This window comes from Rhodococcus sp. SJ-2, from assembly GCF_053750035.1.
On sequence record NZ_CM132340.1, the window covers coordinates 46,842 to 62,488 of the forward strand.

The following is a 15,647-nucleotide window of genomic DNA, read 5'->3' on the forward strand; positions in this document are numbered from 1 at the left end:
AGGTATGGAGCAGGTGTTGCCGCGGTGCTGCCCGCGGTGACTGGAAAGTCAAGAGTTCCTCACCGGGCGCCGACACCCGCTGTGAGGGCGTCGCGGCGTCAGAGGAGCAGGCGCACGAGGTCGGTGGTGTGTGCGAGACCGGGGAACGCTTCCTCGGTGGACCGCGGGTGCAAAGCGTGTACCGCAAGACGGAACATCGCCGCGCGCAGGAGCATCTGCGGCCATTCCGGCAAATCCTCCCACCGGCCGATCAATGCGTCGTCGGCCCCGCCCCACGACAATGCGTCGACGACGGCCACCGCTGCGGCCCACGACGCCGGCCGCCAGTAGGGAGTGATATCGGTCAGCCCTGGAGCAGCCCGTCCCGCGAACAACACCGTGCCGAACAGGTCGCCGTGGACGAGCTGATCCGGAAGATGGACGGGCTTGCGAAACGTGGCGAGCTGGGCGATCAGGTCAAGACTCTTACGTCCGTCAGGAGTGACCGTTTCCGGCGCACCGGCGGCACGTGCCGAACGCAGCGGCACCGTCTCCCACGCGGCGCGGTCCGCCGCGACGAAGACGTCGACGTCCGCCCACGGTGCGACCGGGGGTTGCATCAGGAATCGAGGACGCTCGAGCTGGGACGTGGCTGCGTGCAGCCGTAGAGACAGTGACACCACTTCGTCGTGTCGAGGTTCGGACGTGCCGACGATGTAAGTGTCGGCACGCCAGCCGGAAACCACGTAGCGTCCGTCGGTCGCGCGGACCGGACGGGCCAGCCGCACTCCGTCCACGGTGAGGGTTTCCCGGACTTTCGCCGACCACGCTGCACGTGCATGGTCGGCGACCCTGGACAGGACCACATCTCCACACCGGTATCCTCCGTCCCAGTCGGCCCCGAGCGGGACCGGCTGGACGTCGCGGAGACCGAACGTGGAGCACACGTGTTGCGGGGGTTCGAGCGAACTCACGTGGCCAACCGTACCGTCGGCATGCGGCACCACAGGGAAGGCGCCCCGGCACTGAGGTCACAAGTTGACACCGATCCGCCGTGCGATCTTGCGCCTGCGCGCAAGAGCCGGGAGCCGGTTACGAATCGGCGCCCACCGGCATCAGTACAGCGGAAGGGACGTGTCCACCTGCTGGGCCCAGGCCACGACACCGCCCCGCAAGTGACTTGCGTCGGCGAATCCGGCCCGTTTGAGCACGGCGAGCGCCTCCGCCGAGCGGATGCCTGTTTTGCAGTACAGGACGAGCGGTGTGTTCTGAGGTAGCTCGGCGAGCGCGTCGCCGGACAGGATCCGGTCCTTCGGAACGAGTCGCGCCCCCTCGATGCGCACGATGTCCCACTCGACGGGTTCGCGGACGTCGATCAGCGCGACGTCTCGCCCCGAATCCATCATCATCCGCAACTCGGTCGCGGTGATCGTCGCATCCACCCCCGCCGTGACCGTGGGCTCCGGCACGAGCCCGCAGAACTCCTCGTAGTCGACGAGTTCGGTCACCGGTGCCCGCCCCGGGTCACGTCGTAGCGTGACGGTTCGGAAGTTCATGGCGAGGGCGTCGTAGATCATCAAACGGCCCAGCAGGGGGTCGCCGATGCCCGTGATCAGCTTGAGCGCCTCGGTGGCCATGATCGTGCCGACGGTCCCAGGAAGGACACCGAGCACACCACCTTCTGCGCACGACGGCACCATGCCCGGAGGTGGAGCCTCGGGGTAGAGATCCCGGTAGTTCAGCCCGCGTCCACCGGGAGCATCCTCCCAGAACACCGAGATCTGCCCTTCGAACCGGAAGATCGACCCCCACACATACGGCTTCCCGGCGATGATCGCGGCGTCGTTGACGAGGTAGCGGGTCGCGAAGTTGTCGGTGCCGTCCAGGATCAGGTCGTACTGCTCGAACAGCGCCACGGCGTTGGTCGAATCGAGCCTCTCCGGATGCAAGCGCACCGTGATGTTGTCGTTGATGGCACGGATGCTGTCGCGCGCGCTCTCACCCTTGGAACGCGCAACGTCCGCCTGCCCGTGGATGATCTGCCGCTGCAGGTTCGAAGTCTCGACGTGGTCGTCCTCGACGATGCCGATGGTGCCGACACCGGCTGCCGCGAGGTAGAGCAGCGCGGGCGAACCGAGACCTCCGGCACCGATGAACAGCACCTCGGCGTTCTTGAGCCGTTTCTGTCCCGCGACTCCGACATCGGGAATGATCAGGTGCCTGCTGTATCTCGCGATCTCCTCACGGGTCAGCTCACCTGCGGGTTCCACCAACGGCGGTAGGGCAAGGTTCGGTTCCACCGACGGCAGTGTGGTCACGATCTCCTCCTCTGCGGGTACGCCGCCGATTGTCCCACCGTCGACGACCTCGCTCCGAAGTGGTCATGCTCCGCGGGGAAACGGCCACGGGTTGAATCGGCAGACTTTCGCATCGGCGGGAACGATCCCTTCGGGGTCCAGTCGGGAGATATCGTCGTTCGCGGTGCCGTACGTCTGCTGCATCATGATCGGCGCGAGCCCACCGTCAGTGGTGCACCCTTCGTGTGCGGCGTAACCCACCGCGTGTCCCACCTCATGGTTGATCAGGTACTGGCGGTAGGAACCGATGTCGCCGTCGAACGCCACTGCTCCACGAATCCAGCGTGGCTCGTTGACGAAAACGCGTTCGGCACCGGGATTGAAGCACGAGCCTTCGAGTTCGATGTCGAATCCGCAGAACTGCCGGGTGGTGATCTGAGAGGTGAGCGAGATCCGGAAATCCGGCGTCTCGCTGTCGACCCGCCTGAATGCGAACGCGCGGTCGGCGGTCCAGCTCCTCGGATCGGCAAGCGTCTCGTCGACCATCTTGGCGAACGCAGCGTCTCCGCCGTACGCCGTGGTATCGATACCGTCCTCGATCTCGACCGTGTAGGTGAAAACCTGCCGCTCGCCGAATCCGGCCTGCTCGGTGTCTCCAGGAACCATCCGCCAGGTGCCCGCACCGCGCTCGGTGAAGGCGCCTCCTTCGGGCAGCGCGCCGGATTCCAGGCCGGCCGGGAAGCTTCCGTCGGCGATGGGCGACTCGGCGACGGTGGCGTCGGCCACGACCCCTGTACTGTCCTCGCCTTCCGCGCCCGCACCCATTGCGCCGCCCTGCACGGCATCCCACACCACGAACACGGTCACCGCAGTGAGCACCGGCACTGCGTAGGCGCGCCACCCGTAGCGCGCCACGAAGCGCCCGAGCCGGCTCTGCTTGCGCACATCTCGCGTCGGTCGAGGCCTGCGCGGCGGACGACGGTCGCCTTCGACCGGATCCCACTGAGCCCGGAGTGGTTGCCTGGATCCTGAATGCGGACCTGACCCGGCGGGTGACCGGCGCAGGTGAGGGCGGGAGTCCTGTGATTGCTGCGAGTCCTGCTGTGGCAGGGCCGAGCCGTGCGGTGTGCGGGTCGTACGTGCTCCTCCTCGGTCGATCACGGTTGCCAGAATGTCACACCGCGGTCGATCGGACGGGCTGTCCGTGACGGGTCCTGACTTCTCACGCAACGACCTACAGCACGATTCGAAAAGGCGGATACTCGACGGTAGGGCCGTCCGCCTGCATCGACACCGACCTGTAACCTGCAGAGATGATTCGCGTCGACGTGGCAATGCTCACGATCGTCGCTTGTGCAGATTGGGAGCAAGCATGACCGAAGTCGCCGCACGAGCCTCGGGACGAGGCAACACCAACGGCACGAAACGGGGCTCTCGCATGCCGAGGGACGAGCGACGCGCTCAGTTGCTCGACGCGGCCAGCGAAGTGTTCGTCACGCGGGGTTACCACGCCGCGGGCATGGACGAGATCGCCGACTGCGCCGGGGTCAGCAAGCCGGTCCTGTACCAGCATTTCCCCGGCAAACTGGAGCTGTACTGTGCTGTTCTCCAGAATTACGTCGACATCCTGATCAACGGGGTCCGACAGGCCCTGCGTTCGACCACCGACAACAAACAGCGCGTCCGTGCCGCGGTACAGGCGTTCTTCGATTTCGTCGACAACGACAGTCAAGGTTTCCGGTTGGTTTTCGAGTCCGATCTGATGGGTGAGCCCCAGGTGGCGCACCGCGTGGAGCAGGCCACCGAGGCATGCGTCGACGCCGTGTTCGATCTCGTCGCTCACGATTCGGGTCTCGATCCGTATCGTGCACGCATCCTCGCGGTGGGCCTCGTCGGTACGAGCCAGTTCACGGCACGTTACTGGCTCGATGCAGCACGGCCCATTTCCAAGGACGACGCAGTCGACACCACCGTCGCACTCGCCTGGGGCGGCCTCAAGCACGTCCCCTTGCAGCCCGAGCTGCAGAAGCGCTGACTCCCGCACCTAGGGCTACCACACCTGGATACGCGGAAGGGGCCGGGACGCACCCGAGTGCGTTCCGGCCCCTTCGGCGCGATCGACGTCAGTTCGCGGCGAAGCCGACCTTGCCGGCGGTACCGGGACCGATGTCGACGTACGTGACCTTCGTAGCCTGCACGAGGACCTTGCGGCCCTTCTCGTCGACCAGCGCGAGTACGCCCTTGTTTCCGCCGTTCAGAGCATCGGTCACGAGCGCTTCCACCTCATCGGGTGTCTGTTCGCTGACGATGACGATTTCGCGCGGGCTGTCCGCGACACCGATCTTGACCTCCACGAAAGACCTCCGAGATTCTCAGGCTGAACTGCTTGTCCTCGCCAGGCTAATGCAATCCCAGTACTGCCATCCGCTTGGCGTGCTCGACCTGCATACGATCGATGAGTGCCGCGATGTTGGATAGGTCTCCCGACGCGAGAATGACGAGTTCGGCCAGTTCTTCGCGCTGCGCGAGCACGTATTGAGCCTGCGTGATCGCCTCACCCAGCAGACGCCTGCCCCACAACATGAGCCGGTCCTTCTGCGTGCTGCTGCGTTCGACGACCGACCTGACCTCCTGCACTACGAACTCCGAGTGTCCCGTCTCGGCGAGCGCTCCGCGCACCACGGTGGCCACCTGCGGATCGAGCATGTCGGCGATCTCACAATAGAAGTCGGCCGCGATCCTGTCGCCGACATACGCCTTGACCAACGACTCGAGCCACGTCGAGGGTGTTGTCGACTCGTGATAGGCGTCGAGTACTTGGTGGTAGGGCTTCATCGCCTCGTAGATGTCCACACCTCGCTCCTCGAGCGCTGTGCGCAAGATCTCGAAATGGCCCATCTCCGAGGTCGCCATCTGCGCGAATGCGACCTTCCCCTGGAGCGACGGCGCAAATGCCGCTTCGTCGGCGAGCCGGTAGAACGCTGCGATCTCACCGGCTGCGAGCACCGAGAACAGTTCCGAGACACCCGGATGATCTGCCGGTAGAGGAGTCGCAGGCGGAGACAGGCGGGGTTCTGCTGCGGACGGCGATGTTTCGGCTCCCATGACGACAAAGGGTAGTACTACCTCGGCGAACGCGCCCCTCGCGGTACAATGAGTTCAGAAGACCGCGCTTCGAGTCGCTCACCGTGACCCGCGGTCTTCGACGATAATGTGCGCGCACCCGTTTGAGGATCGCTGCCGCGCTCGCGGGCCCGTCTACAAGCCCGCGTGAATTCGCAGGCCGGTCGCCTTGTCCACCTCGTGCGTGCGTGCCGAGACCAGGAAGGCCAGACCCCTGAGCAAGATCACCATCGACCACGAAGACGACGCAAGCGAGAACACCGTCTCCGCACAACTCGACGACACTCACATTGCCCCCACATTCGCCGAACTCGGCGTTCGCGACGAAATCGTCCGTGCGCTGTCCGAGACGGGCATCGAACGTACCTTCGCCATCCAGGAACTGACACTGCCGCTCGCACTCGCCGGCGACGACCTCATCGGCCAGGCCCGCACCGGTATGGGCAAGACGTTCGGATTCGGCGTGCCCCTGCTGCATCGCGTCACCACCACCGCCTCCGGTACCGCTCCGCTCGACGGCACGCCGCGCGCGCTGGTCATCGTCCCGACCCGCGAGTTGTGCATTCAGGTCACACAAGATCTCGAGAATGCATCGAAGTACCTGCCCGGCAGCGGCAAGAAGGGCCTAGAGGTCCTCGCCATCTACGGTGGCCGCCCCTACGAGCAGCAGATCGACCAGTTGAAGAAGGGTGTCGACGTCATCGTGGGCACCCCTGGTCGCCTACTCGACCTCGCCAACCAGTCACACCTGATTCTCGGCAAGATCGGTGTGCTCGTGATGGACGAGGCCGACGAGATGCTCGACCTCGGGTTCCTCCCCGACATCGAACGGATCCTCGGGATGGTTCCCGACAAGCGGCAGACGATGTTGTTCTCGGCAACGATGCCCGGGCCGATCATCACTCTCGCCCGCACCTTTCTCACCCGGCCGACGCACATCCGTGCCGAGGAACCCCAGTCCTCTGCGGTGCACGAGCGCACAAGCCAGCTCATCTACCGGGCCCACGCTCTCGACAAGGCCGAGCTCGTCGCTCGCGTCCTCCAGGCCGAGGGCCGCGGCGCGACGATGATCTTCACCCGCACCAAACGGACAGCGCAGAAGGTCGCAGACGACCTCGCCGAACGCGGTTTCGCGGTGGGCGCGGTCCACGGCGACCTGGGTCAGATCGCCCGCGAGAAATCACTCGGACGGTTCCGGGACGGCAAGATCGACGTTCTCGTCGCCACCGACGTCGCCGCACGTGGCATCGATATCGACGACGTGACCCACGTCATCAACTACCAGTGCCCCGAAGACGAGAAGACGTACGTACACCGGATCGGCCGCACGGGTCGTGCAGGTCGTACGGGCATCGCCGTCACACTGGTCGACTGGGACGATGTCCCGCGCTGGCAGCTCATCGACAAGGCTCTCGGCCTCGGTATACCGGAGCCCGTCGAGACGTACTCGAGCTCTCCGCACCTGTTCGAGGAGCTGGGTATCCCCGAGGGATCGACGGGCCGGATTCGTAAGCCCGCGACCATCCGCACCGAGCCCGAGGGCGGCTCGGGCGACCGTCCTGCTCGTAGCGAGGGCCCGACGCGGCCCAAGCGCACGCGGACCCGTCGTCGCACGGTGCGCGGCAAGGTTGCCACCACCGCGAGCACCGAGCAGGCGGATACCGCTGCAGCCGAGGCTCCGGCGGCGATTCCTGCCGGTGTCGAACCCAGCACAGGTGAGACCACTACGGATGGCTCCGCATCGGCCGGCCGCAGACGCCGCAGGCGCCGCCGCAAGCCGGCCGACGGCGAAGCCTCCTCGAACACGCCGTCGAACGCCGACGACGTGAAGAACGCAGTGTCGAGCAACTCGGCCCGCTAGCCACGTGCTCGCGCCCGAACGTCGCACACGGGCCGACCTGATCATTGCAGCGATACTCGTTGCCGCCGTCCTGGCGGCGGTGAGTGTCGTGTGGCTGCGGTCGGACGCACGCGGCACCACGTCGATCACCTGGGAGGGGGCGACCAGCGCCCCTCCTGTCGCGAAGTCCGTGCCCGACACCCTCGCGGAGTCGTGGCGCGCTCGAAGTGCTGCGACGGCACATGCCGTCGTGATCGCCGATACCGCTGCCACGGCCGACGGCGACACCGTTGTCGGACGTGACCTGCAGACGGGCGACGAACGATGGAGCTACCGACGCGACCGCCCCCTGTGTGCCGCGATCGGAGCCTGGGGTCACATCGTGTCGGTCTACAACGATCCACGTGGATGCGGCCAAGTGACAGCGCTCGACGCAGACACCGGTGCCCGTGGCGCACAACGTTCGAGTGATACCGATAACGAGGTGCGTCTCGTCGACACCGGGACACACTTGATCGCACTCGGCGACACCCGCCTGGAAATGTGGCGGTCGGATCTCGTGCGCACGGTCGAGTACGGCCGGGTCGATGCTCCGGTGAACCCAGGCGCACAGCCCCGCAGCGGCTGCGCGCTCCTTTCTGCGGACGCCGACAGCGGTCACCTCGCCGTTCTCGAGCAGTGTTCCAAGGAACCGGCCGCGCGGCTGACGCTGCTCGACACCACACCAAAGGACAGCCAGAAGCCCGAGGAGTTCGCATCCTCGATCCTGCCTGCCGCGGCGCCGGACGGCGATGCGCAGATAGTCGCCGTGGTCGACGACCACACCGCGGTCTATCTTCCTGCCGGCCCCGATGGCGGTGCACGTCTCGAAGTGTTCGACGGCTCAGGTTCGGCGGTCGACCGATACGAGTTGCCGCAGGTGACGAAATCCGGAGTGGACACCGGTCCGGCGGAGAAGTTCGACGATCTGCTCCTGTGGTGGACGGGTACCGACACGATCGCGCTCGACACCGAGGATTTCACGCCCCTCTGGACCGTCCAGGGCACCCTCGGGCACGGCTCCGAGATGGCCGGATCGGTGCTGCTGCCGGTCGACGACGCGATTGCGGTGGTCGATCCGGTCAGCGGCGAGATCGCCCGGACCATCGAGGTCGACCGCGACGCGGACGCCACAGTCTCGTTGTCCGTCGCGGGCGAGACGGTTCTCGAACAACGGGGAGACGACGTGGTCGCGCTGACAGAAAGCGGTCGACGTTGAAGTAGCCGATCAGCCGTTGCTGATCGGTTCCCGGCCTACGCCTCGGCTTGGACGGCGAGCGTGGCCGGCTTCGCACCGCTCGCCCAGCACTCCAGCAGGTTCTCCGCGAGTTCCCGGTATGCCTGCGCGCCCTTGTTCTTGCGCCCGGACAGCACTGTCGCGCCCGACGCCGACGCTTCGGCGAACCGCACTGTCCGCGGAATCGGGGGTGCGAGGACGGGCAGGCCGTACCGATCGGACACGTCGGCGAGCACGTCACGACTGTGCGTGGTCCGCGCGTCGTACAAGGTCGGTAGGGCTCCGAGCATCTCCAGATCCGGGTTTGTGATCTGCTTCACCTCATCGACCGTGCGCAGTAACTGCCCGACACCCCGGTGCGCAAGGGTCTCGCACTGCAGCGGTACCAGGACCGAGCGGGCGGCGGTCAGGCCGTTGAGGGTGAGGACGCCGAGGGACGGCGGGCAATCGACGATGATGACGTCGTAATCGTCCTCGGTCGCGGCGAGAGCGCGCCTGAGGACGTACTCACGTCCGGGACGCATCAACAGCAGCGCTTCCGCCCCCGCGAGGTCGATCGTCGCGGGCAGCAGCGTCAGCCCCTCCCCCGTCTCCAGGAGCACTTCCCCCATCTCGGCGTCGCCCATGAGCACGTCGTGCACAGATCGCTCGAGCCGATCCGGGTTGTGTCCCAGGGAAAATGTCAGACATCCCTGCGGGTCGAGATCCACCACGAGGACGCGCTGCCCGAGATCCACCAGGGCAGCGCCCAGTGACGCGACAGTGGTCGTCTTGGCGACGCCACCCTTCTGATTTGCCACCGCAAGTACTGTTGCCACGCGTCGATCCTCGCTCATTGCGGCACCGCGCGCGAGACTTGACGTTTCCACAGTTGCCCGGGCGAATCACCGGTGCACCGTTCGCCACGACACCAGGAGGCACCTCGCCTGTGATCCGCCGAGCCCGTCCCGATGACATCACCGCCGTCACCGACCTGATCTACGCCCTCGCCGAGTACGAACATGCGCGGGAACTGTGCACGGTGGTTCCGGAGCAGGTCCACACCGCTCTGTTCGGGCCTGACCCCTCGGTGTTCGCTCACGTCGCGGAAGAACCAGGCGGCTCGGTGGTGGGCGTCGCGCTGTGGTTCCGGAACTTCTCGACGTGGGACGGCGTACACGGCATCTACCTCGAGGACTTGTTCGTCCTCCCGGAGCACCGAGGCGCGGGATACGGGCGCGGCCTGCTCGCGGCCCTCGCCCGCGAGTGCGTCGAACGCGAGTACACACGTCTGAGTTGGTCTGTGCTGGACTGGAACGAGCCGTCCATCGGTTTCTACCGGTCTCTGGGCGCGGAGTCTCAGGACGAGTGGACGACCTTCCGGCTCAGCGGAGAAGCATTACGTGCGCTCGGAACCTGAACCGCTTCCGGTACCTGTCTCGGTGTCCGATTCCGGCGGTGCGTCCGGTGCATAGTCCTGCGCGAGCCACCCCGTCGTCGCCGGTGCGAACAGCAACACCAAGGCCGGAATCACGATCACTGCCATCAACGTTCCGAGCAGGGGCTGATGCGAGTCGGTGAGCAGCGACCACACCACGGGCAACAGAAGGATCTGCGCAACCACCGCTACAGCACGACCCCACCGCGCACCCCGCAACAATGCGATGCCCGCGGCCAGGACACCACCGAACAACAGACCCAGCCACATCGCGAACCCGTAGCCGTTCGTCACCGACTGGTCGTGTTCACCCGATGCGGCGCGAAAGATCGAGTACACCGCGAACCCCATCGCCACGGCACCCTCGAGAACGACGAGTATGCCGGCGATACGGACCGTCGACGGAATGGCGCTGCGGGAAGATTCGGTGGTCACCCGGCCAGCGTAGTGGACCCGACCAGGACCACTTAGGCTGATCTTCCGTGCGTGCACTGCTGATCGTGAACCCCAACGCGACGACGACCACACCGGCCGGTCGCGACCGACTCGCTCACGCTCTGTCAAGCCGGGTCGCGCTGACCGTGGCACATACGACACACCGCGGACATGCTGCGGAGCTTGCCCGATCGGCGCACGCCGACGGTATGGACGTGGTCATCGCTCACGGGGGCGACGGCACGGTCAACGAGATCGTCAACGGAATGCTCGGCGACCCGTCCCCTCGGGCCGCAGATCCGTCGATGCCTCTGCTCGCTGTGGTTCCCGGCGGTTCGGCGAATGTGTTCGCGCGCTCGTTGGGGATCGCCGCCGATCCGATGGAGGCCACCGAGCAACTGCTGACGCTGCTCGCCGAGCGGTCCCGCCGCCGGATCGGGCTCGGATTCTGTGAGGACCGCTGGTTCGTCTTCAACGCGGGCCTGGGACTCGACGCTCAGGTGTGTGAGGCCATCGACCTGTCGCGGGCCTCCGGAAAGAAGGTCACCTCCGCGCGGTACGTGAGGCACTCCGTCAAACAGTTCTTCGAATCGAAGAAGGTGGCGCCCGCGCTGGCCCTCGAGATTCCCGGCCGTGATCGCGTCGACTGCGTGTACTACGTCTTCGTGTCGAACTCGAGTCCGTGGACCTTCCTCGACAAGCGACCGGTGCACACCAATCCCGGCACGTCTTTCGATACCGGACTGGGTGTATTCGCTATGACCACCACACGGGTGGCCGCGAGCCTGAGAGTGGTGCGTCAATTGCTGGCCCCACACGGCGAACCGGAATCCCCACATCTGATTCGTGTCGACGACACTCCGCGGGTACGGGCAGTATCCACGCGCCCGATCGGACTTCAGGTCGACGGCGATTACTTGGGAATGCGAACTGACGTCGAATTCGTTTCGGTTCCGGACTTACTGGACGTAGTGGCTCCCGCGTCCGAAACCAAGCCGGTTATTCTGTGATTCGTCTTACATCGCCGCTGGCCAGGGTGTAAAAATGTACTTCGAGAACAACGCGGCATCAATGGCGGCGTGAGCTTCCCCACGGTCGTGGTCGATTCTATTGACTTCACGCTCGTTCGTGAAAGCATTCACAAGTAACTCCGCGGAAATACTTCGCGACTCCAGCATGAACTCGACAAGACCATCATCCGGTGCGCGCAGCACCATCGAAGGAGAGTAGAAGCATGGACTGGCGCCACAAGGCCATCTGCCGCGACGAGGATCCGGAACTGTTCTTCCCAGTGGGAAACAGCGGCCCGGCGCTCGCGCAGATCGCTGATGCCAAGCTCGTGTGCAACCGCTGCCCGGTCACCACCGAGTGTCTCTCGTGGGCACTCGAGTCCGGCCAGGACGCTGGCGTGTGGGGCGGCATGAGCGAGGACGAGCGCCGCGCGCTCAAGCGTCGCAACGCCCGGACCCGGGCACGCACCGCTGTCTGATGTAACTCCTGCGTGAGGCATCGAAGTCCGACGCACGGCCCGGCACCACTTCGGGTGCCGGGCCTTCGTGCGCTCTGAGCCACGTTCTATCGTCGGCTTCCACAAGTGGTCGTCACGTCGGCCGCTTCCCCAGCGGCAGGCTCAGCCGGGCTTCCGTTCCTCCTGAACTGCTCGTCTCCAATTCGATCGACCCTCCCAGCTCGGCTGCGACGAGAGTCCGGACGATCTGCAGGCCGAGACGATCGGAATCCTCGAGGCGGAAACCGTCGGGCAGCCCTTTGCCCTCGTCGTGCACCACCACATCGAGCACACGAGCAGAACGGTGTGCCTTCACGGTCACCGTGCCGTGTGTACCCGGATCGAACGCGTGCTCGACGGCGTTCTGCACGAGTTCGGTGAGGACCATCACGAGCGGGGTCGCCCGGTCTGCGGGAAACACGCCCAGATCCCCCTCCCGATGCACTCGTACCTGGCTGCCGACTGCCGACACATCGACGACGATCGGAATCAACCGATCGAAGACGTCGTCGAGATCGACTTCCTCGTCGACCGACATCGACAGTGCTTCGTGCACCAACGCAATCGACGTCACACGGCGGACCGCCTCGCCGAGTGCCTGCTGTGCTTCCCCGTTGCTCGTGCGGCGCGCCTGCAATCGCAGAAGCGCCGCGACGGTCTGCAAATTGTTCTTGACCCGGTGGTGGATTTCACGGATCGTCGCGTCCTTGCTCATCAACGCACGGTCGCGCCGCTTGACCTCGGTGACGTCGCGGATGACGACCGCCGCGCCCTCGATCCGGCCCCCAGGAGTCAGAACGAGGGCACGGATCAGGACCGTTGCGCCGCGGGCCTCGACCTCCATGCGCTGCCCGTTGCGGCCCTCCACCGCACTCCTCAGATAGTCGGAGACATCACGGCTCTCGAAGGGGTCGCTGACCAGTGCCCGAGTCGTCTCGATCAGATCCTGCCCGCGTAGATCCGCGTTGAAGCCCATGCGGTGATACGCCGACAGGGCGTTCGGACTCGCGTAGACCACACGTCCTTCCCGATCGAGCCTGATGAAGCCGTCACCGGCGCGGGGACTCGACTTCGTGTCGGAACGTGCCTCGGCGGTCGGGAAACTACCTTCGCTGATCATCCGGTAGAGCGCATCGGCGCATTCCAGATAGGCGGTCTCCAGTGCGCTTGCCGACCGTCTCGACACGCGTGCGGCGTCCCGGCTGAGGACTGCAACTATGTCGTCGCCCCATCGCACCGGAACGGCCTGCCTCATGTTGATCGCATCGCCGGAACCGGGCTGCGCAGTGACGATCCGTCCCGTTTCGAACGCTTCACGAACGTACGGGTGCTCGTCGTCCGAGACGATGATTCCCACGGCGTCCTCCGGCAGCACCGTCGAGGTCGTGGTCGGGCGGCACTGGGCGACGCACACGATGCCTCCTGGCTCCGCACTCACCCACAACAGCACATCGGCGAACGACAGGTCGGCGAGCAACTGCCATTCCCCCACCACCCGCTGGAGGTGGTCAACAGCGGCGCCCGGCAGGTCGGTATGGGTTGCGAGCAGCGCGCTGAGGGTCGACACCGTCCGAATTTCCGTGCTCAGGAGATGACCGCGATGAGGTCACCCTGTTGGATGACGTCGCCGACCGAGACGTCGACCGAGGTCACGGTGCCCGCGTTCTCAGCGATCACCGGAATCTCCATCTTCATCGACTCCAGGATGACCAAGGTATCTCCCTCCGCCACCACATCGCCTTCACTGACAACCACCTCGAAGACGGTGGAGACCATTTCGGCGCGCACATCCTCTGCCATCGAAAACCTCGATTCGCTGCTCCGGAGCCCGGACGGCGGACCTGCTGACAGGGCCACTCGACCGCACGTGGAACACTGTAATCAACCAGAAAGGAGATCCCACCATGGGTAAGCGAGGTCGCAAGAAGCGCAGCCGTAAGGGTAACGCCGCAAACCACGGCAAGCGTCCCAACGCCTGACACGTAGACAGACGTCGAGGGGGCCGGAAAGCAGTGCTTTCCGGCCCCCTCGACGTCGAATTGTGCCAGGAGTCGTACTGCAGCAGTAGACGCCTCGCAGGTGTCGCCCGGCCTAGTCGGTTTCTCTGACGTTCACCACGACGGTTCTCCGGATCTCGATCATCAGGCGCTCCCGCAGCCCCTCCGGCGCGTGTTCACCCCCGCACTTGCGGCTGAGCAGGGCCTTGACCTTCTCCTCGATGCCGTACGTCTCCAGGCACGAACCACAGTCGTCGAGGTGTCGTTGCAGTCGCGTTCTCGACGCTTCGTCGCACTCCGAATCGAGGAGCAGGTACACGTCTGCGATGACCGCTGAGCAGTCGAGTTGCTCGAAATCTGCCTGCTCGCTCACTGCGAGACTCCCTTCTGACCCTCGGTACCGATGGTGGTCACCTCGTCGGAGCCGCGCCCGCGGTCGAACCCGCGTTCACGCGCGACATCGGCGAGGAGCCCCCGCAGTTGCTTGCGACCCCGGTGCAGCCTGGACATCACGGTGCCGATCGGCGTACCCATGATCTCGGCGATCTCCTTGTAAGGGAAGCCCTCGACATCTGCGTAGTACACAGCCATCCGGAAGTCTTCCGGAAGCTCCTGCAGTGCCGCCTTGATGTCGTCGTCGGGCAGTGCATCGAGCGCTTCGACCTCTGCGGACCGCAGACCGGTCGACGAGTGCTCGGCGGTGGCCGCGAGCTGCCAGTCGGTGATCTCGTCCGTCGGGTACTGGGCCGGCTGGCGCTGCCGCTTCCGGTACGTGTTGATGTACGTGTTCGTCAGGATCCGGTACATCCAGGCTTTGAGATTGGTGCCTTCCCGGAACGATCTGAACGCCGAGAAGGCCTTGATGTAGGTCTCCTGCACCAGGTCTTCGGCGTCGGCAGGATTGCGGGTCATCCGCAATGCGGCGCCGTAAAGCTGGTCGAGCAAGGGCATCGCATCCCGCTCGAACCGCTCGGCCAGTTGTTCTGCAGACTCCTCGACCACACCGATCCCTTCACTCATCCCCTCGGTGAAGGCTACCGGGCAGTCGGGATCCGGGCCGGGGGGACGGCGGGGAGGACTCAGTACTGGCACCGGTGCTCCGATCTATTTGCTTCGATATGGTTCGCTCGGCCGGACCGAACTCATCGATCTGCGGCCCACGGGGATCAACAACCCTCCGGTGCGAGTTGTTCCCGAACCCCCGGATTCGCGGGCCTCCCGAAGTCCTCTCGACATCCGCTCCTAGGCTGATACTCATGGCCTCGACGTCGACACCTGCGACCACTCTGCTGAAGCGGGAGAAGGTCGAGCATCTGGTCCACGAATATTCGCACGACCCGAAGTCCGGCTCGTACGGCGCGGAAGCGGTGGACGTCCTCGGTGAGCGACTGGGGGTCGTTCCCGCGCAGATCTTCAAGACACTGGTGATCTCGCTGTCCGACTCGTCGCTCGCGGTCGCGGTCATCCCCGTCCCCGACATGTTGTCGCTCAAGGCCGCGGCGGGGGCACTGGGCGGCGGCAAGGCCGTCCTGGCTGAACGCACGGCGGCCGAACGCGCCACCGGGTACGTACTGGGTGGAATCTCACCGCTCGGCCAACGCAAGCGTTTGCGCACCGTTGTCGATGCCTCCGCGGCGCAGTGGGAACGCGTGCTGTGCAGCGCAGGCAGGCGGGGCCTCGAGATCGAACTCGCGCCCGCCGAATTGATCCGTCTCACCGACGCTGTGGTGGCACCCGTCACTTCGGGGCGCTGACGACCGGTCGATACCCGGGCTC

Annotated in this window: 20 protein-coding genes; 8 read left to right on the forward strand and 12 right to left on the reverse strand. The window is 65.4% G+C overall.

Annotation, left to right across the window (positions count from 1 at the left end):
* Positions 1-98 precede the first annotated feature (98 nt).
* From ACSYG9_RS00210 to ACSYG9_RS00220, 3 genes are all read right to left on the reverse strand, one after another.
* Entirely contained in the window at positions 99-953 is an 855-nt protein-coding gene (locus ACSYG9_RS00210) for a TIGR02569 family protein (RefSeq protein WP_169685901.1), read from the reverse strand.
* Positions 954-1,094: 141 nt separating this feature from the next.
* Entirely contained in the window at positions 1,095-2,297 is a 1,203-nt protein-coding gene (gene moeZ / locus ACSYG9_RS00215) for an adenylyltransferase/sulfurtransferase MoeZ (protein ID WP_440125311.1), read from the reverse strand.
* Positions 2,298-2,360: 63 nt separating this feature from the next.
* Positions 2,361-3,341 (reverse strand): DUF3152 domain-containing protein, encoded by a 981-nt coding sequence (locus ACSYG9_RS00220; RefSeq protein WP_440127483.1) that lies wholly within the window; start codon positions 3,339-3,341, stop codon positions 2,361-2,363.
* A 307-nt stretch (positions 3,342-3,648) separates the two neighbouring features.
* On the opposite strand from ACSYG9_RS00220, the gene ACSYG9_RS00225 reads away from it, so the two are divergent.
* Positions 3,649-4,311 carry a TetR family transcriptional regulator gene (locus ACSYG9_RS00225; RefSeq protein WP_440125312.1) on the forward strand — a complete coding sequence of 221 codons (663 nt, stop codon included), beginning with the start codon at positions 3,649-3,651 and terminating at the stop codon, positions 4,309-4,311.
* Positions 4,312-4,399: 88 nt separating this feature from the next.
* Here ACSYG9_RS00225 and ACSYG9_RS00230 read toward each other — a convergent pair whose 3' ends face one another.
* The gene (locus ACSYG9_RS00230) at positions 4,400-4,630 is read right to left on the reverse strand and encodes a DUF3107 domain-containing protein (RefSeq protein ID WP_132470929.1); all 231 of its coding nucleotides are present in this window, start codon (positions 4,628-4,630) and stop codon (positions 4,400-4,402) included.
* A 46-nt stretch (positions 4,631-4,676) separates the two neighbouring features.
* Positions 4,677-5,381 carry a ferritin-like fold-containing protein gene (locus ACSYG9_RS00235; protein WP_440125313.1) on the reverse strand — a complete coding sequence of 235 codons (705 nt, stop codon included), beginning with the start codon at positions 5,379-5,381 and terminating at the stop codon, positions 4,677-4,679.
* A 202-nt stretch (positions 5,382-5,583) separates the two neighbouring features.
* Between ACSYG9_RS00235 and ACSYG9_RS00240 the strand changes: the two genes are divergently transcribed.
* Positions 5,584-7,260, forward strand: coding sequence for a DEAD/DEAH box helicase (locus ACSYG9_RS00240; protein ID WP_440125314.1), 1,677 nt, complete (start codon positions 5,584-5,586; stop codon positions 7,258-7,260).
* Positions 7,261-7,264: 4 nt separating this feature from the next.
* Complete coding sequence (locus ACSYG9_RS00245; RefSeq protein WP_454840679.1) at positions 7,265-8,497, forward strand: Rv3212 family protein; 1,233 nt, start codon at positions 7,265-7,267, stop codon at positions 8,495-8,497.
* A 35-nt stretch (positions 8,498-8,532) separates the two neighbouring features.
* Here ACSYG9_RS00245 and ACSYG9_RS00250 read toward each other — a convergent pair whose 3' ends face one another.
* A complete protein-coding gene (locus tag ACSYG9_RS00250; RefSeq protein ID WP_454840680.1) occupies positions 8,533-9,333 on the reverse strand; it encodes a ParA family protein in 801 nt (266 codons plus the stop codon).
* A 110-nt stretch (positions 9,334-9,443) separates the two neighbouring features.
* Here ACSYG9_RS00250 and ACSYG9_RS00255 point away from each other — a divergent pair, with 110 nt between their 5' ends.
* Positions 9,444-9,914 carry a GNAT family N-acetyltransferase gene (locus ACSYG9_RS00255; RefSeq protein WP_440125317.1) on the forward strand — a complete coding sequence of 157 codons (471 nt, stop codon included), beginning with the start codon at positions 9,444-9,446 and terminating at the stop codon, positions 9,912-9,914.
* Here ACSYG9_RS00255 and ACSYG9_RS00260 read toward each other — a convergent pair.
* Positions 9,894-10,367 (reverse strand): hypothetical protein, encoded by a 474-nt coding sequence (locus ACSYG9_RS00260; protein ID WP_440125318.1) that lies wholly within the window; start codon positions 10,365-10,367, stop codon positions 9,894-9,896. The genes ACSYG9_RS00255 and ACSYG9_RS00260 overlap by 21 nt on opposite strands.
* A 47-nt stretch (positions 10,368-10,414) precedes the next feature.
* Between ACSYG9_RS00260 and ACSYG9_RS00265 the strand changes: the two genes are divergently transcribed.
* Complete coding sequence (locus ACSYG9_RS00265; RefSeq protein ID WP_440125319.1) at positions 10,415-11,377, forward strand: diacylglycerol kinase family protein; 963 nt, start codon at positions 10,415-10,417, stop codon at positions 11,375-11,377.
* Positions 11,378-11,383: 6 nt separating this feature from the next.
* Here ACSYG9_RS00265 and ACSYG9_RS00270 read toward each other — a convergent pair whose 3' ends face one another.
* Positions 11,384-11,584: a hypothetical protein gene (locus tag ACSYG9_RS00270; protein ID WP_454840682.1), complete on the reverse strand. Its 201-nt coding sequence runs from the start codon at positions 11,582-11,584 to the stop codon at positions 11,384-11,386.
* A gap of 17 nt (positions 11,585-11,601) precedes the next feature.
* Between ACSYG9_RS00270 and ACSYG9_RS00275 the strand changes: the two genes are divergently transcribed.
* The gene (locus ACSYG9_RS00275) at positions 11,602-11,856 is read left to right on the forward strand and encodes a WhiB family transcriptional regulator (protein WP_132470936.1); all 255 of its coding nucleotides are present in this window, start codon (positions 11,602-11,604) and stop codon (positions 11,854-11,856) included.
* 112 nt (positions 11,857-11,968) lie between these two features.
* Here the strand turns inward: ACSYG9_RS00275 and ACSYG9_RS00280 are convergent, their stop codons facing one another.
* Together ACSYG9_RS00280 and ACSYG9_RS00285 are read right to left on the reverse strand one after the other, a co-directional pair.
* Positions 11,969-13,441 carry a histidine kinase N-terminal domain-containing protein gene (locus ACSYG9_RS00280; RefSeq protein ID WP_440125321.1) on the reverse strand — a complete coding sequence of 491 codons (1,473 nt, stop codon included), beginning with the start codon at positions 13,439-13,441 and terminating at the stop codon, positions 11,969-11,971.
* A gap of 17 nt (positions 13,442-13,458) precedes the next feature.
* Entirely contained in the window at positions 13,459-13,674 is a 216-nt protein-coding gene (locus ACSYG9_RS00285) for a biotin/lipoyl-binding carrier protein (protein WP_169685882.1), read from the reverse strand.
* Positions 13,675-13,778: 104 nt separating this feature from the next.
* Between ACSYG9_RS00285 and ACSYG9_RS00290 the strand changes: the two genes are divergently transcribed.
* Positions 13,779-13,853 (forward strand): 50S ribosomal protein bL37, encoded by a 75-nt coding sequence (locus ACSYG9_RS00290; RefSeq protein WP_022597109.1) that lies wholly within the window; start codon positions 13,779-13,781, stop codon positions 13,851-13,853.
* Positions 13,854-13,965: 112 nt separating this feature from the next.
* On the opposite strand, the gene rsrA is transcribed toward ACSYG9_RS00290, so the two are convergent.
* The gene (gene rsrA, locus ACSYG9_RS00295) at positions 13,966-14,244 is read right to left on the reverse strand and encodes a mycothiol system anti-sigma-R factor (RefSeq protein WP_440125322.1); all 279 of its coding nucleotides are present in this window, start codon (positions 14,242-14,244) and stop codon (positions 13,966-13,968) included.
* Positions 14,241-14,891, reverse strand: coding sequence for a sigma-70 family RNA polymerase sigma factor (locus ACSYG9_RS00300; protein ID WP_440125323.1), 651 nt, complete (start codon positions 14,889-14,891; stop codon positions 14,241-14,243). Before ACSYG9_RS00300 ends, rsrA begins: the two co-directional genes overlap by 4 nt.
* Before the next feature lie 236 nt (positions 14,892-15,127).
* Here ACSYG9_RS00300 and ybaK point away from each other — a divergent pair, with 236 nt between their 5' ends.
* Entirely contained in the window at positions 15,128-15,625 is a 498-nt protein-coding gene (gene ybaK, locus ACSYG9_RS00305; RefSeq protein WP_440125324.1) for a Cys-tRNA(Pro) deacylase, read from the forward strand.
* Positions 15,626-15,647 lie beyond the last annotated feature (22 nt).

Bases quoted from the DNA above. Each gene is read 5' to 3' on its own strand.
- ybaK (WP_440125324.1), top strand. From the start codon at position 15,128: ATGGCCTCGACGTCGACACCTGCGACCACTCTGCTGAAGCGGGAGAAG.
- ACSYG9_RS00285 (WP_169685882.1), bottom strand. From the start codon at position 13,674: ATGGCAGAGGATGTGCGCGCCGAAATGGTCTCCACCGTCTTCGAGGTG.
- ACSYG9_RS00270 (WP_454840682.1), bottom strand. From the start codon at position 11,584: ATGGTGCTGCGCGCACCGGATGATGGTCTTGTCGAGTTCATGCTGGAG.
- ACSYG9_RS00300 (WP_440125323.1), bottom strand. From the start codon at position 14,891: ATGAGTGAAGGGATCGGTGTGGTCGAGGAGTCTGCAGAACAACTGGCC.
- ACSYG9_RS00275 (WP_132470936.1), top strand. From the start codon at position 11,602: ATGGACTGGCGCCACAAGGCCATCTGCCGCGACGAGGATCCGGAACTG.
- ACSYG9_RS00235 (WP_440125313.1), bottom strand. From the start codon at position 5,381: ATGGGAGCCGAAACATCGCCGTCCGCAGCAGAACCCCGCCTGTCTCCG.
- ACSYG9_RS00225 (WP_440125312.1), top strand. From the start codon at position 3,649: ATGACCGAAGTCGCCGCACGAGCCTCGGGACGAGGCAACACCAACGGC.